The 15,847-nt window shown below is 43.9% G+C and carries 12 protein-coding genes and 1 tRNA gene; 9 read left to right on the top strand and 4 right to left on the bottom strand.

The features are described from left to right. Position 1: 1 nt before the first annotated feature. From obgE to J2W55_RS01090, 4 genes are all read right to left on the bottom strand, one after another. On the bottom strand, positions 2-1,000 hold the full coding sequence (obgE, locus tag J2W55_RS01105; RefSeq protein ID WP_310090993.1) for a GTPase ObgE: 999 nt from the start codon (positions 998-1,000) through the stop codon (positions 2-4). Positions 1,001-1,113: 113 nt separating this feature from the next. Continuing rightward, the gene (locus J2W55_RS01100; protein ID WP_310090991.1) at positions 1,114-1,686 is read right to left on the bottom strand and encodes an adenylate kinase; all 573 of its coding nucleotides are present in this window, start codon (positions 1,684-1,686) and stop codon (positions 1,114-1,116) included. A gap of 51 nt (positions 1,687-1,737) precedes the next feature. Further along, a tRNA-Arg gene (locus J2W55_RS01095) sits at positions 1,738-1,814 on the bottom strand. 158 nt (positions 1,815-1,972) lie between these two features. Further along, positions 1,973-2,434, bottom strand: coding sequence for a redoxin domain-containing protein (locus J2W55_RS01090; RefSeq protein ID WP_310090989.1), 462 nt, complete (start codon positions 2,432-2,434; stop codon positions 1,973-1,975). Between the two features lie 180 nt (positions 2,435-2,614). Between J2W55_RS01090 and bla the strand changes: the two genes are divergently transcribed. The 9 genes from bla to ilvC all read left to right on the top strand — a co-directional run bounded on the left by bla (position 2,615) and on the right by ilvC (position 15,712). Next, entirely contained in the window at positions 2,615-3,337 is a 723-nt protein-coding gene (bla, locus tag J2W55_RS01085; protein ID WP_310090987.1) for a subclass B1 metallo-beta-lactamase, read from the top strand. A gap of 830 nt (positions 3,338-4,167) precedes the next feature. Then, positions 4,168-6,582 carry an ABC transporter permease gene (locus J2W55_RS01080; protein ID WP_310090985.1) on the top strand — a complete coding sequence of 805 codons (2,415 nt, stop codon included), beginning with the start codon at positions 4,168-4,170 and terminating at the stop codon, positions 6,580-6,582. Between the two features lie 177 nt (positions 6,583-6,759). Next, the gene (locus J2W55_RS01075) at positions 6,760-7,746 is read left to right on the top strand and encodes an NAD(P)H-quinone oxidoreductase (RefSeq protein ID WP_310090983.1); all 987 of its coding nucleotides are present in this window, start codon (positions 6,760-6,762) and stop codon (positions 7,744-7,746) included. Positions 7,747-7,906: 160 nt separating this feature from the next. Further along, the gene (gene atpD / locus J2W55_RS01070) at positions 7,907-9,412 is read left to right on the top strand and encodes a F0F1 ATP synthase subunit beta (RefSeq protein WP_310090981.1); all 1,506 of its coding nucleotides are present in this window, start codon (positions 7,907-7,909) and stop codon (positions 9,410-9,412) included. Positions 9,413-9,551: 139 nt separating this feature from the next. Continuing rightward, entirely contained in the window at positions 9,552-9,806 is a 255-nt protein-coding gene (gene atpC, locus J2W55_RS01065; RefSeq protein ID WP_310090979.1) for an ATP synthase F1 subunit epsilon, read from the top strand. A 564-nt stretch (positions 9,807-10,370) separates the two neighbouring features. Next, complete coding sequence (gene ilvD, locus J2W55_RS01060) at positions 10,371-12,083, top strand: dihydroxy-acid dehydratase (RefSeq protein ID WP_310090976.1); 1,713 nt, start codon at positions 10,371-10,373, stop codon at positions 12,081-12,083. 93 nt (positions 12,084-12,176) lie between these two features. After that, on the top strand, positions 12,177-13,913 hold the full coding sequence (ilvB, locus tag J2W55_RS01055) for a biosynthetic-type acetolactate synthase large subunit (protein ID WP_310090974.1): 1,737 nt from the start codon (positions 12,177-12,179) through the stop codon (positions 13,911-13,913). Positions 13,914-13,939: 26 nt separating this feature from the next. Beyond that, the gene (gene ilvN, locus J2W55_RS01050) at positions 13,940-14,545 is read left to right on the top strand and encodes an acetolactate synthase small subunit (protein WP_310090972.1); all 606 of its coding nucleotides are present in this window, start codon (positions 13,940-13,942) and stop codon (positions 14,543-14,545) included. A gap of 108 nt (positions 14,546-14,653) precedes the next feature. Continuing rightward, positions 14,654-15,712 (top strand): ketol-acid reductoisomerase, encoded by a 1,059-nt coding sequence (ilvC, locus tag J2W55_RS01045; RefSeq protein ID WP_310090970.1) that lies wholly within the window; start codon positions 14,654-14,656, stop codon positions 15,710-15,712. Positions 15,713-15,847: the final 135 nt, after the last annotated feature.

The raw sequence follows: 15,847 nt of genomic DNA, 5'->3' as shown, positions 1-15,847 counted from the left end.
GTTACTTATTGATCTCGGTCCAAAGCAGGTCCTTTAAAGCATCAATATTTTTTTGCGCTACTGACGATATAAATACCGATGGAATACCAGCCGGCAGTTCTTTTTTCATTTCGGCCTGCAGTTCATCATCCAGCATATCTGATTTGGTAACGGCCAAAACGCGCGGTTTATGAGCCAGTTCGGGATTGTATTGCTTTAATTCGTTCAGCAATATATCATATTCTTCTTTTATCGTGCGGGTGGTATCGGCAGGCACCATGAACAGCAATACCGAGTTGCGCTCAATATGCCTTAAAAACCTAAACCCTAATCCTTTTCCCTGTGAGGCCCCTTCAATAATGCCCGGAATATCGGCCATTACAAACGAACGGTTATTGCGATATGACACGATACCCAGGTTGGGTACAATGGTAGTAAAAGCATAATCAGCTATTTCTGGCTTGGCCGCCGATACTACTGACAGCAAAGTTGATTTACCCGCATTGGGGAAACCTACCAAACCCACATCGGCCAGTATCTTTAGTTCCAGTACATTCCACTCTTCTTTACCTTCTTCGCCCGGCTGCGAAAAACGAGGGGTTTGCAGCGTTGGCGTTTTAAAATGCCAGTTTCCCAGCCCGCCGCGACCACCATCGGTTAATATTTTTGTTTCGCCGTCGTTGGTTATTTCAAACAGCACCTCACCTGTTTCCGCATTTTTGGCAATAGTGCCCAGCGGCACTTCCAATATCTCATCACGCCCGGTTTTACCGCTTCTGAGCGAGCTGCCGCCCGACTCTCCGTCGCCGGCAATTACATGTTTACGGAATTTAAGGTGTAACAGTGTCCACAGTTGCGCGTTACCTTTTACAATAACATGCCCGCCCCTGCCGCCATCGCCGCCGTCAGGACCGCCTTTGGCCGTAAATTTATCGCGGTGCAAATGGGTAGAGCCCGCCCCTCCGTGGCCAGAGCGGCAACAGATCTTCACATAATCAACAAAATTGGAACCCTGCGACATAATTTTTGATTTCAGACTTCGGATGTTCGATTTTGGATTTTTAGTTCGGGATACTCAAAATCCAAAGTTTTAATTCCGGAATCGAACATCCGAAATCCGAAACCCTCCAATAGTTAGTATGTTTCAATAACAGCATCAATAGCACCATATATCTGGTCAATTGAGCCTATACCGTTTATACTTTTAAACTTTTCCTGTTTTTTATAAAAACCGGCAACGGGGGCCGTTTTATCATTGTATTCTTTGATACGCTTACGGATCACCTCAGGGTTGGCATCATCAGGCCTGCCCGATTCTTTACCACGGTGCAACAAACGTCTCTCCAGCTCATCATCATCAACCTCAAGCGCAATCATACCTGATATGGCCGAACTTTTGCTTTTCAGTAAATTATCCAGTGCTTCGGCCTGTGCAACAGTCCGCGGAAAGCCGTCAAATATGAACCCCTGGGCATCTTTATTGGCATCCAGCTTATTGCTGATCATGCCTATAACTACCTCATCCGGAACCAGCATCCCCTCATCCATCAGTTTCTTTGCTTCTAAACCAAGCTTTGTTCCCTGTGCAATTTCGCCGCGTAAAAGGTCGCCTGTTGAAAGGTGTATCAAACCGTGTTTTTCAATAAGCTTTTGCGACTGAGTCCCTTTTCCCGCTCCGGGAGGACCAAACAATACCAGATTTAGCATGCTCTTAATAAATTAAAAGCCTTTCGGTACAACACAGAAAGGCTTAACGTTTGGTGCACTCGAAGGGAGTCGAACCCCTAACCTTCTGATCCGTAGTCAGATGCTCTATCCAATTGAGCTACGAGTGCTTTTTGAAACGGACTGCAAAAATAGAATTTTTACCCATCCGTTGCAAACTTTTTTCAAATATCTTTCTGATTTAATTTTTATAAACCGCCAAATGGTTGATCTGGTGATTACTAAGCGACTCCTGTTTAATCACTTGCACGCCTCATCAACCCACGCCCTACTTTACAATTTCGGCGATAGCCGCAAAATCAGGCAACTGGCCGGCATCTTCCAATACTTCGGCATAAATAATTTCCTGGTTCTCGTCAATCACAAACGCGGCCCGCTTTGATACCCCTTTTAGGCCTAAAACAAACTCATCATACAACGCACCGAAGGCGGCCGATACCTGTTTGTTAAAATCAGACAGCAGATCAAACTGATAATTGTTCTCTTCCTTAAACTTTGCAAGTGTAAAAGGCGAATCAACAGATATACCTAAAATAGTAGCGTTTAAGCCATCGTAATAACCAAAATTATCGCGCATGGCACACAACTGCGTGGTACAAACGCCTGTAAATGCTAAAGGAAAAAAATGTAAAACTACTTTACGGCCTTTAAAATCGGCCAGCGATACGCTTTTTAAGGATGATGATACTAATATAAATTCGGGTGCCTTTTGGCCTGGTTGTAATGACATAGTTTATTTCTTTGCTGCAAATAAAAATAAATACCGCTTGTAAATGGTAATCGGCAGGTAATTAATTGTTATTCCAGCCATAATTTTTTACCGCGTTTCAATAAAATGAAGAATGCTTTTACCCGTTAATTCATTATTCGAAATATTCAATTGATAAACATGTTTTAATAATTTTGAGGCATGAAATATATACTGTTTGCTGCTTTAATGCTTTTATCCGCTTATACCCGGGGCCAAACCAAGCCCTTCCGCCTCAGTACCCGGCATTTAACAGGTAACGTTTATGTATATATTTCTTATGGCTTGCCCGATGATAAAACGCCTTTCCCGGCTAATGGCCTGTATGTGGTAACACCTGCCGGTATTGTATTGATAGATACCCCCTGGGATGAAAACCAAACGCAACAATTGATTGACACTTTAAAGCAACGTTATCATCAAAATATTGCCCTTTGCATTTCAACCCATTTTCACAGCGACCGTACCGCAGGTCTTGACCTGCTGAAAAAGAACGGTATTAAAACTTATACCAGCGTATTAACCAAACAGCTGGCCAAACAAAACCGCCAGAAACAACCGCAATTCACCTTCGCCAAAGACACCGTTTTTAAAGTCGGCGGCGAAACGGTACAAACCTATTTCCCCGGCGAGGGCCATACCAGGGATAACATAGTGGTATGGCTGCCAAAAAGCAAGGTATTGTTTGGCGGCTGCTTTATCAAAAGCATGGATACAGATTCGCGCGGCTTCATAGGCGATGCCAACATAGCCGAATGGCCATTATCAGTTGATCGGTTAAAAAATAAGTTCAGAGACATCAAATACGTTATCCCCGGTCATCAGGGCTGGCAGGGCGATACGCTGATGTTTGACCACACCATAAAGGTGGTAACCGGAAAATAACTAACTCCGGATTGGGTCCTGCTTAATCATCCTTCGCTATAGATACCCATGTCGCGTTAGAAACGTATTTGTCATCCTGAGTTTTAAAATCCGCGGACTTTGAAAGTGGAATGACACAAAAAAGGGCTGTCGTCCTGAGCTTGTCGAAGGATAGCGGGGAAAGGCCTCTGCGCGCGCCCTTCGACAAGCTCAGGGTGACAGGCCGGCCCTCTATGGGTATCCAGCGTTTAGCCTGGCGAAGAAGATCCTTCGCTATCGCTCAGGATGACAAGACTTTTATATTTATCCCCACTTTGTCATGCTGAACGGAATGAAGCACCTTCTTCAATAGAAAGTCGGCACGGGCTGGGCGAAGAAGATTCTTCGCTATCGCTCATGATGACAAGGCTATTATATTTATCCCCGTTTTGTCATGCTGAACGGAGTGAAGCATCTTCTTCAATAGAAAAGCCTGCTCTTGACAGGGCGAAGAAGATTCTTCGCTATCGCTCAGAATGACAAGGCTTTTATGTTTATCCACACTTTGTCATGCTGCACGGAGTGAAGTATCTTCTTCAATAGCAAGTCGGCACGGGCACGGCTAAGAAGATTCTTGGCTATCGCTCAGAATGACAAGACTTTCATATTTATCCCCGCTTTTTCATACTGAACGGAGTGAAGATCTTTTTCAATAGAAAAGTCAGCGCTCAGCAGGGCGAAGAATATCTTCGTGGTTAAGCAATTCCTGTTTAACTTTATTTAACATCTGCGAACAGGGTAAACGCTTAAATTCGTAACTATAAACATCCTGCTTATCAATAGTTTACAACCCGTCAAAAAAACCTCCTGCCATGATTAAAAGCTTCATCAAACTCGCCTTTAAAAGCCTTTTAAAAAACAAAGGTGTTACCGCCGTTAACATTCTGGGCCTGGCCATGGGGCTGGCCGTTTCCATGCTCATTGTATTTTACGTAACCGATGAATTAAGCTATGACCATTACAACACCAATGTCCGCCGTATATACCGGGTAAATACGGATATTAAATTTGGAGGCAATGCCTCATCATACGCCATTACCCCGCCGCCGCTGGCGGCTACTCTGGTTAATGATTTTCCGGAAGTTGAAAGCGCGACCAGGCTTTTGCACGATGTTGGCGTGCGCATAAAAAAGGGCAGCGAAAACATACAGGAAGACAGGGTAGCATACAGTGACCCGGGTATCTTTAGCATTTTTACCTTGCCTATGATGGCTGGCGACCCTAAAACCGCCCTCAAGGCGCCAAATACGGCCGTAATTACCGAATCGACCGCCAAAAGGTATTTTAACAGCACACAGGTAATTGGCAAAACATTGGTAATAAACAACACCAATAATTATAAAATAACCGGTGTAATAAAAGACATTCCTTCGGCATCACATTTTAATTTCGATTTCTTTTTATCCATGGCCTCCAAGGCCGAAGACAAAAGCCAAAACTGGCTAAACTATGTGGTAAGCACTTATATATTGCTTAAACCCAATGCAAGCCCTCAAACTTTAACAGCCCGTCTGCCAGCCATGGTTAAACGCACTTTTAACGGCATGGCCAATAATGCCGCTAATAACCTGGATGTAATGGAAAAGCATGGTGATTATGTACGCATGAACTTAACACCGCTTACTGATATCCATCTGCGAAGCAACAGGCAGTACGAGCTGGGCGCCAACAGCAGCATACAATATATTTATATATTTAGCGCGGTAGCCTTATTTATATTATTGCTGGCCTGCATTAATTTCATGAATATATCTACCGCGCGGTCGGCAAACCGCGCTCGTGAGGTTGGCGTACGCAAAGTAATGGGCTCATCCCGCGCAAGCCTGATCAAACAATTTCTTACCGAGTCGGTACTGGTAACGTTAATAGCAACAATAGCAGCGGTGCTGGCTGCATGGGCATTGCTTCCTTTGTTTAATGAGGTAGCCAATAAAAACCTATCCATTACCCCGCAAATAGCCATGTGGCTGTTGCCTGTGCTGATAATTATTGTTTTGGCAATAGGCATACTTGCCGGGTCATATCCCGCCTTTTTTCTTTCGGCGTTTCAGCCGGCCGATGTTTTGAAAGGTAAATTGTCAGCCGGGTTCAAAGGCAGCAAACTGCGTAACTTCCTGGTCGTATTTCAATTCTCTATATCCATATTCCTGATTGTTGGCACGGTGGTAATTTACAACCAGTTGCATTATATACAAAGCCGGGATATGGGTTTTAACCGCAACCAGGTGCTCATTGTAAAAAACGCGCAGGTTTTAGGCAAGCAGGCCAAAATTTTACAGCAGCAGGTTAAACAATTGCCGGGGGTATTAAATGCCACGTTAAGCGGCTTTTTACCTACCAAAAGCAACCGGGCGCCCGATGCCGTATTTTCAAGCCAGGCCGCTGATCCCAAAAGCGCGCTGTTTACCGAGATATGGAACGTTGATGAGGATTATTTAAGCACCATGGGCATGAAAGTAATAAAAGGCCGTAATTTTTCGAAGGCTTTCGGTACAGATTCATCAGGCGTACTTATTAATGAGGCCGCAGCAAAAATGCTGGGCTACTATAATGATCCTTTAACAAAAAAAGTTTACCGCCCAACGCCAAAGGGTTCGCAGGAATACCGCGTATTAGGCATTGTAAAAGATTTCAATTTTAATTCCCTGCGCGAAAACATTACGCCGGTGGTCATGTTTCTTGCACCCGATAACGGCGCGTTAAGCATCAGGGTGAACACCGCCAATTTCCAGTCGTTTGTGCCACAGATAAAACAAATGTGGAAAAACCTGAACCCCAATGAGCATTTTGAATACTCCTTTATGGATGCCGACTTTGACGCAGCCTACCGCACAGAACAGCGCACAGGCACCTTATTTTTAATATTTACCACGCTGGCAGTAATAATTGCCTGTTTAGGTTTATTTAGCCTGGCTGCTTATGCTGCCGAGCAGCGCAATAAGGAAATAGGCATCCGCAAGGTATTGGGTGCAAGTGTATCCGCCATTGTGGCCATGCTTTCTAAAGATTTTATAAAACTGGTACTTGTTTCATTTTTAATCGCCGCGCCATTGGCCTGGCTGCTCATGAATAAATGGCTGCAGGAATTTGCCTACCGGCAAAATGTTCAATGGTGGGTATTTGTAGTTACAGCTTTGGCAACAGTAATTATTGCTTTTATTACGATAAGTTTTCAGTCGGTGAAAGCGGCAATGGCTAACCCGGTTGATAGTTTAAAAAATGAATAACAGACCCAAAAATACTGTTATTAAAACATCACTTTTAAAACCCATAAAAAGCGATTAAAAAAGTGTTAAAATTGATTTATTTGAATACTTTTTACCGGCTTTTTAACAGTTTTTTAATAACATTTCGGGCTCATGTATGTTAAAATTCGAACTTTAAAAAGTTTTAAGTTTACAACCATGAAAGCAGTTGTTATAACTCAACCCGGCGCTCCCTCCGTTCTGCAAATAGCCGAAAGGCCCAGGCCAAATTGTGCCGCGAACGAGGTATTGATCAAGGTGATGGCGGCGGGTGTGAACCGGCCCGATATAAAACAGCGCGAAGGTAAATATCCGCCACCTGCGGGTGTGGTACAGGATATCCCCGGGTTGGAAATTGCCGGCACTATTGTAGAAACCGGAACCAGCGTAACCAACTGGAAAACAGGCGATAATATTTGCGCCCTGGTGGCCGGCGGCGGTTACGCCGAATACTGCAGCGCGCCCGCGGCCCAATGCCTGCCCATACCACCCGGACTTTCATTTATAGAAGCCGCCTCCCTGCCCGAAACATTTTTTACCGTTTGGAGCAATGTGTTTGATCGCGGTAATTTAAAGGATAAGGAGGCGCTGCTTGTTCACGGCGGCTCAAGCGGTATAGGGGTAACGGCTATTCAAATGGCAAAAGCATTGGGGCATACCGTGTATGTTACCGCCGGGTCTGACGAAAAATGCCGCTTTTGCGAACAATTGGGCGCTGCGAGGGCCATTAACTATAAAACAGAAAACTTCAGCACCGTTATTGAGCAGCTAACCGGGGGCAAAGGCGTTAATGTGATATTGGATATGATAGGCGGCGACTATACGCCCGGAAATCTGCGGGCACTTGCCCCTGAGGGCAGGCTGGTGATGATCAATACAATGAAAGGTAAAGACGTACAGGTTGACCTGGGATTGGTCATGATGAAAAGGTTGGTTATTACCGGCTCAACTTTACGTGCAAGAGATACCGCGTTTAAAGGGAATATCGCTCAAAATTTACAAAAAACCATTTGGCCGTTGTTGGCATCAGGTGTTATAAAGCCTGTGATACACACCATTTTTAAAGCCGAAGAAGCTGCCAAAGCCCATGAGCTAATGGAAAGCAGCGCGCATATTGGCAAAATTATACTCAGTTTTGAGCATTAAAAAGGGTAAAATAAGCGTGCAGAAAATATCATATAAAAATGTTGACTTTGGTATTTAAATATTTGGATAGAAATCTTAACTTTGCGCCTCTGAAATAGCATCTTATAGTTTATTAGTTACAACTATTTCAGGAAAAATTCTTTAAAACACCAGGTTATATATGCCAAACATTGGAAAAATATCACGGATCATTGGTCCGGTAGTTGACGTAAGTTTCGCTGATGACGCTCATCTTCCTAAAATTTATGACGCGTTAGAGATCACGAAAGATAATGGCCAAAAAATCATTTTAGAAGTTCAACAGCATTTAGGCGAAGATCGTGTACGCGCGATCGCGATGGATTCAACTGACGGATTGCTACGCGGCATGAAAGTTTTGGATACCGAATCAGCTATTAAAATGCCCGTTGGCGAAAATATCAAAGGCCGTGTATTTAACGTAGTAGGTGATGCTATTGACGGTATAACTGATTTAGATAAAGCCAATGGCCGTCCTATTCACAATACTCCTCCTCGTTTTGAAGATCTGTCAACCGAAACCGAAGTATTGTTTACTGGTATCAAAGTTATCGATCTGTTAGAGCCTTATGTAAAAGGTGGTAAAATCGGTTTGTTTGGTGGTGCCGGTGTTGGTAAAACTGTATTGATCCAGGAACTGATCAACAACATTGCAAAAGCTTACGCCGGTTTATCGGTATTTGCGGGTGTTGGCGAGCGTACACGTGAGGGTAATGACCTTTTACGTGAGATGCTTGAATCAGGCATTATAAAATATGGCGATGCATTTATGCATTCTATGGAAGAAGGCGGATGGGATCTGTCAAAAGTGGATAACGAAGCTTTAAAAGACTCCAAGGCAACTTTCGTGTTCGGTCAGATGAACGAGCCTCCAGGTGCGCGTGCACGTGTGGCTTTATCAGGACTAACCATTGCTGAGTATTTCCGTGATGGCGAAGAAGATGGTAAAGGCCGTGATATCCTTTTCTTTATTGATAACATTTTCCGCTTTACACAAGCTGGTTCTGAAGTATCAGCGTTATTGGGCCGTATGCCATCGGCAGTAGGTTACCAGCCAACGCTGGCAACAGAAATGGGTACCATGCAAGAGCGTATCACTTCAACAAAACGCGGTTCAATTACTTCCGTACAAGCGGTTTACGTGCCTGCGGATGACTTAACTGACCCTGCACCGGCAACAACATTTGCCCACTTAGATGCTACTACCGTACTTTCACGTAAAATTGCCGAGTTGGGTATTTATCCTGCTGTGGATCCTCTGGATTCTACATCACGTATCCTTAGCCCTGCTATTTTGGGCGACGAGCATTACAATACTGCTCAGCGTGTTAAAGAAACTTTACAACGTTATAAAGAACTGCAGGATATCATCGCGATCCTGGGAATGGACGAGTTATCAGAAGAAGATAAACTGGTTGTATCCCGCGCACGCCGCGTTCAGCGTTTCTTGTCGCAACCATTCCACGTGGCCGAGCAATTCACCGGTTTAAAAGGTGTTTTGGTTGACATCAAAGAAACCATTAAAGGTTTCAACATGATCATGGATGGCGAAGTTGATGAGTATCCTGAGGCAGCCTTCAACCTGGTTGGAAGCATTGAAGATGCCATTGAAAAAGGCAAAAAGCTGTTAGCAGAAGCCAACGCTTAAATAGATATGAGATTTGAGATATGAAATTTGAGATTCACCTTTCAATTTTCATATCTCATACTAAAAACAAGAGATAAGATCTGTGAACAGAGGCGCTTCGTCTCAAATCTCATATCTAACATCTCAAATCTAATCAAACATGACATTAGAAATTCTTACACCCGATAAAAAAGTATACGAGGGCGAAGCCACATCGGTAACCGTTCCGGGTGCTTTGGGATTATTTGAAATATTAAACCACCACGCCCCTATCATCTCTACTTTACAGGATGGTAAGCTAACCGTGCGTGGCGGTAGCGCTGCTAAAGAAGAAGTTTTTTTTATTAAAGGCGGTGTTGTTGAGGTTTTAGACAACAAAGTGATTATTCTGGCTGAAGGCATTCAGCACAAATAAACTTATACCCAATATTTATAAGAAACGTCCGGGTATAACCCCCGGGCGTTTTTTTTTGCTGTTTTTTTCGGTGAGTATTTTACAACGAAACCCTGTGCAGTAAAACTACTTAAGCACTGAACAAAATGAACCGATTTTTTACCCGCTTACAACTAAAGTTAATTGGAGCTCCATTTCAAGGAAATATTATAAAGTAAAACGATAGATTTAAGCCCCCGGGTTAGGTGGAACATAGCAGACTTTTTTAACAACTTTTAAGCGAGTTTCGGCCGTTTCAGGAAGAAAATTGACAACTTACTATGCATGCATAAAATATGTACCGAATACCGTTTTGAACTTTGGTATATTTCATGCAATTTATTATTCCTATATTTACATATAAATAGGAATTAAATTTGTTATAAATGAAAAAATCAAAATAAAATACTTTTTTCAAGTTTTTCATTTCGGCTATTGTTATTCTTTGCCGCTATATCTACCTTACAGATACTGATTCGCATAGGTCAGATAAACCAGGATCAACAAGCAAAATTATTTACAAATTAGTCTATCATATACAATAAAATGAGTTCATCATCAGATACTACAGCGGCTATAGAATTGAATAAGTATAGCAAAACTTTCACCCAGGATCCAACCCAGCCGGCCGCGCAGGCCATGCTTTATGGTATTGGTTTAACCGACGATGATATGCGCAAAGCTCAGGTTGGTGTGGCAAGTATGGGGTATGATGGCAACACCTGCAACATGCACCTGAATGATTTGGCAAAGCTTGTTAAACAAGGTATATGGGATGAGGATATGGTGGGTTTAATATTCCACACTATTGGTGTAAGTGATGGCATGAGCAACGGTACCGAAGGCATGCGCTACTCATTAGTGAGCCGCGATATTATTGCCGACTCTATTGAAGCTGTTACCGGCGCTCAGTATTATGATGGTTTAATTACCCTGCCCGGCTGCGATAAAAATATGCCCGGTTCAATTATGGCTATGGGCCGTTTAAACCGTCCGTCAATTATGGTATACGGCGGTACTATTAAACCCGGTCATTGGAAAGGCGAAGACCTGAACATTGTATCAGCATTTGAGGCTTTGGGTAAAAAAATAGCCGGCCAGATAGATGATGTTGATTTTATGGGCGTAATTAAAAACGCATGCCCAAGCGCCGGTGCTTGCGGTGGTGTTTATACTGCTAATACCATGGCCGCGGCTATCGAGGCATTGGGTATGAGCTTGCCTTACTCATCATCAAACCCCGCGCTAAGCGAAGATAAAAAAGCGGAGTGCCTTGCCGCTGGTAAAGCAATAAAGATATTGTTAGAGAAAGATATTAAACCGTCAGACATCATGACCCGCGAGGCATTTGAAAATGCCATTGTAATAATTATGGTATTGGGCGGTTCAACCAACGCGGTATTGCACCTTATTGCAATGGCCAAAAGCGTTGATGTAAAATTAACCCAGGATGATTTTCAGGCAATAAGTAACCGCATTCCGGTACTGGCCGATATGAAACCAAGCGGTAAATACATGATGGAAGACCTGCACAACGTTGGTGGTGTTCCGGCTGTAATGAAATACTGCCTGGAGCAAGGCTGGCTGCATGGCGATTGCCTTACCGTTACGGGCAAAACCATTGCCGAAAACCTGGCGGATGTACCATCACTGAATTTTGACACCCAAAACATCATTAAACCAACTGAAAACCCTATCAAAGCTACAGGTCACTTACAGATTCTGTACGGAAACCTTGCCGAAGGCGGCAGCGTTGCCAAGATCAGCGGTAAAGAGGGTGAACGCTTTACCGGTCCTGCCCGGGTATTTGACGGCGAGTTTGAGCTGATCCACGGCATCCAGAGCGGCCGTGTGCAAAAAGGCGATGTTGTGGTAATACGCAACGTTGGCCCTAAAGGCGCACCGGGCATGCCCGAGATGCTAAAACCAACCTCGGCCATTTTTGGCGCAGGCCTGGGTAGTTCAGTTGCATTGATCACAGATGGACGCTTTAGCGGCGGTACGCATGGCTTCGTCGTCGGTCACATCACACCCGAGGCTTTTGATGGCGGGTTGATAGCGATTGTTAAAGACGAAGACGTAATTGAGATAGACGCTGTTGCCAACACCATAAATGTAGTGCTGTCAAACGAGGAAATAGCCGCACGCCGTGCCGCATGGCAACAACCGGCGCTGAAGGTTACCAAGGGTGTGTTATATCGCTATGCCAAAACCGTAACTACGGCCGCCGAAGGCTGCGTTACCGACGAAATGCCGTAAGGCAATACACTGTTAAAATTATTAATAAAATAAAACGTATACCGTAAAACGTACTACGTAACACAATAAACATACAACATAATACCCAACACTATGGAAGTTGCACAGGAAACATTAACTACACCCGCTCCAACAACAGCGGTAGAAGTTTCAGGATCAGTAGCATTATTGGAGGCATTAATTGTTGAAGGTGTTGATACCATCTTTGGCTACCCGGGTGGCGCTATCATGCCCATCTATGATGCTTTGTTTGATTATAATGATAAACTGAACCACATCCTGGTCCGTCATGAACAGGGTGGTATCCATGCCGGGCAAGGTTACGCACGCACATCAGGCAAAGTTGGTGTTGTATTCGCAACCAGCGGCCCAGGTGCTACTAACCTGGTTACCGGTTTGGCCGACGCACAGATAGATAGCACTCCTCTGGTATGTATTACCGGGCAGGTATTTGCGCATCTTTTAGGAACTGACGCTTTCCAGGAAACCGACGTGATCAATATCACCACACCGGTAACCAAATGGAACTACCAAATAACCGATGCTACGGAGATCCCTGAAGTACTGGCGAAGGCCTTTTACATCGCCAAAAGCGGCAGGCCCGGTCCGGTATTAATTGATATTACCAAAAACGCTCAGATACAAAAATTCAGTTATCAGGGATATACTCCCTGCAATCATATCCGCAGCTACAGGCCAAAACCTATAGTGCGCACGCAATACATACAGGAAGCTGCCGAACTGATAGATCAGGCTAAAAAGCCGTTTGTTATTTGGGGACAGGGTGTAATATTGGGCAGTGCCGAGCAGGAATTTAAAGCCTTTATTGAAAAAAGCGGCATCCCTGCTGCCTGGACCATTTTAGGAGCGGGCGCCATCCCAACAGATCATCCGCAAAATGTGGGTATGCTGGGCATGCATGGCAATTACGGCCCCAATGTATTAACTAATGAGTGTGATGTGCTTATTGCTATCGGTATGCGTTTTGATGACCGTGTAACCGGTCGCCTGGATAAATATGCCAAGCAAGCCAAAGTGATCCACCTGGATATTGACCCGGCCGAGATCGACAAGAACGTAAAATCAACCGTGCCGGTATGGGGCGACTGTAAAGAAACCCTGCCATTGCTAACCAACGCGATAACGCAAAAGAAGCATACCGAATGGATCAATAAATTCAATGATTATACCAGGCAGGAGGTTGAAGCCGTAATTCATACCGAATTAAACCCAACCACGCCCGAAATGACCATGGGCGAGGTTATCAAACAACTGAACGACATTACCAAAGGCGAAGCTGTTATTGTGAGCGATGTGGGCCAGCACCAAATGGTAGCCTGCCGTTATGCCAAATTCAATAATACACGCAGCAACGTTACCAGCGGTGGTTTAGGTACTATGGGTTTTGCCCTGCCTGCTGCCATAGGCGCTAAATTTGGCGCTCAGGACCGCACGGTTGTTGCCATTATTGGCGACGGCGGTTTCCAGATGACACTTCAGGAACTGGGTACCATTATGCAATGCGGCGTTGATGTAAAGATCATTATCCTGAATAACCGTTTCCTGGGAATGGTTAGGCAATGGCAGGAATTATTTAATGAACGCCGTTACTCATTTGTTGATATTCAAAGCCCTGATTTTGTAACATTGGCATCCGCATACAATATCCCGGGAAAAAGGATTGATAACCGTACCGAACTTCCTTCGGCATTAAATGAATTGCTGAACAGCAAAGGTTCATTCCTTTTAGAGGTAATGGTTACCAAAGAGAACAATGTGTTCCCGATGGTTCCGCAAGGATGTAGTGTAAGCGAAATACGGCTTAAATAAGGTCACCAAATTTAACAATATCAGTCATGAGCAATCAAGATACAGAGAAACAGGAATTCAACATAACGGTTTATACCGAAAACCAAATTGGTTTATTAAGCCGGATAGCTATTATATTTACACGCCGAAAAATCAATATTGACAGTTTGAATACTTCTCCATCAGAAATAGAGAGCATTCACCGTTTTAATATTGTGATCAATGAGTCGGAAGAGGTTGTACGTAAGCTCACCCGCCAGATAGAAAAGCAGGTGGAGGTTTTAAAGGTATATTACCATACAAATGAGGACGTTATATGGCAGGAATTAGCGTTATATAAGGTATCAACTGATGTTATTGCCGAAAAGGTAAGTGTTGAACGCCTGCTGCGCGAAAACGGAGCCCGTGTGGTGGTATTGCGCAAGGACTATACCGTATTTGAAACCACCGGTCACCGCGAGGAAACCGATAACCTGATCAGCATATTGCAACCTTACGGCCTGATAGAATTTGTACGCAGCGCGCGTGTGGCCATTATTAAAGATAGCGATGGCTTTAACCGCAAACTGCGCGAATTTGAAAGGCTTGAACCTGGCGAGGATGTGATAGAGAACGAATACCTTAACCAGGGGCAAAAGGTATTTACAATGTAGGTAAACACTAAAAGTTAGCTATTAAGCGTAATTAATTATAAAACTTTAAATAAAACAACACCAGTAAAAATTAAAAAACTGGCGTAATCATCAAATAAAAACAAAACAATGGCAAAATTAAATTTCGGCGGTACCGAAGAAAATGTAGTAACCCGCGAGGAGTTCCCTTTATCAAAAGCTCAGGAAGTACTAAAAGACGAAGTTGTAGCAGTAATTGGCTATGGCGTTCAGGGTCCGGGTCAGGCATTAAACCAAAAAGACAATGGCATTAATGTAATTGTTGGTCAGCGTAAAGGCACTAAAACCTGGGATAAAGCGGTAAGTGATGGCTTTGTACCTGGCGAAACACTTTTTGAAATTGAAGAAGCTCTTGAAAAAGGAACTGTAATTTGCTACTTATTAAGCGATGCAGCCCAGATTGCATTGTGGCCAACTGTTAAAAAACACTTAACCCCGGGCAAAGCATTATACTTTTCTCATGGTTTTGGTATCACTTTTAATGAGCAAACCGGCATTGTGCCCCCTGCTGATGTTGATGTATTTTTAGTTGCTCCTAAAGGATCAGGCACTTCATTACGCCGTATGTTTTTACAGGGCCGCGGCTTAAATTCAAGCTACGCTATTTTCCAGGATGCAACAGGTAAGGCATTTGAACGTGTAATTTCATTGGGTATTGCTGTAGGCAGCGGTTACCTGTTTGAAACCAACTTCAAAAAAGAAGTTTACAGCGATTTAACCGGTGAGCGTGGTACACTTATGGGTTGTATCCAGGGTATTTTTGCAGCTCAGTATGATGTATTGCGCAGCAAAGGTCATTCACCTTCTGAGGCCTTTAACGAAACTGTTGAAGAATTAACCCAATCATTAATGCCACTGGTTGCTGAAAACGGCATGGACTGGATGTACGCCAACTGTTCAACAACAGCACAACGCGGTGCATTGGATTGGTGGAAAAAATTCCGTGACGCTACCAAACCGGTATTTGAAGAATTATATGAAAGCGTTGCTACCGGTAAAGAATCACAACGTTCAATTGATTCAAACAGCCAGCCTGATTACCGCGAAAAACTTGATGCGGAATTAAAAGAATTACGCGACAGCGAATTATGGCAGGCAGGTAAAACTGTACGCAGCTTACGCCCTGAAAACCAGGCTGTAGAAGCATAAGGGATAGGTGAAAACCGAAAGGTAAGGCGAAAGCCCCCAAGCCACATGTCATTGCGGGCGTAGCGTGGCAATCGCAAACTATGCTTAACCAATGCAGGGTTCGCGATTGCTTCGTTCCTCGCAATGACATATTTA

It is taken from the genome of Mucilaginibacter pocheonensis (assembly GCF_031456535.1).
Lineage (GTDB): Bacteria > Bacteroidota > Bacteroidia > Sphingobacteriales > Sphingobacteriaceae > Mucilaginibacter > Mucilaginibacter pocheonensis.
Note: the sequence above shows the minus strand (reverse complement) of the source record. Positions and strands in the feature narration are given on the sequence as shown.

What these genes read in the sequence shown, in the direction of transcription:
- J2W55_RS01075 (WP_310090983.1), top strand. Translation starts at nt 6,760, where the DNA reads ATGAAAGCAGTTGTTATAACTCAACCCGGCGCTCCCTCCGTTCTGCAA.
- bla (WP_310090987.1), top strand. Translation starts at nt 2,615, where the DNA reads ATGAAATATATACTGTTTGCTGCTTTAATGCTTTTATCCGCTTATACC.
- atpD (WP_310090981.1), top strand. Translation starts at nt 7,907, where the DNA reads ATGCCAAACATTGGAAAAATATCACGGATCATTGGTCCGGTAGTTGAC.
- atpC (WP_310090979.1), top strand. Translation starts at nt 9,552, where the DNA reads ATGACATTAGAAATTCTTACACCCGATAAAAAAGTATACGAGGGCGAA.
- ilvB (WP_310090974.1), top strand. Translation starts at nt 12,177, where the DNA reads ATGGAAGTTGCACAGGAAACATTAACTACACCCGCTCCAACAACAGCG.
- J2W55_RS01080 (WP_310090985.1), top strand. Translation starts at nt 4,168, where the DNA reads ATGATTAAAAGCTTCATCAAACTCGCCTTTAAAAGCCTTTTAAAAAAC.
- ilvD (WP_310090976.1), top strand. Translation starts at nt 10,371, where the DNA reads ATGAGTTCATCATCAGATACTACAGCGGCTATAGAATTGAATAAGTAT.
- obgE (WP_310090993.1), bottom strand. Translation starts at nt 1,000, where the DNA reads ATGTCGCAGGGTTCCAATTTTGTTGATTATGTGAAGATCTGTTGCCGC.
- ilvC (WP_310090970.1), top strand. Translation starts at nt 14,654, where the DNA reads ATGGCAAAATTAAATTTCGGCGGTACCGAAGAAAATGTAGTAACCCGC.
- J2W55_RS01090 (WP_310090989.1), bottom strand. Translation starts at nt 2,434, where the DNA reads ATGTCATTACAACCAGGCCAAAAGGCACCCGAATTTATATTAGTATCA.
- ilvN (WP_310090972.1), top strand. Translation starts at nt 13,940, where the DNA reads ATGAGCAATCAAGATACAGAGAAACAGGAATTCAACATAACGGTTTAT.
- J2W55_RS01100 (WP_310090991.1), bottom strand. Translation starts at nt 1,686, where the DNA reads ATGCTAAATCTGGTATTGTTTGGTCCTCCCGGAGCGGGAAAAGGGACT.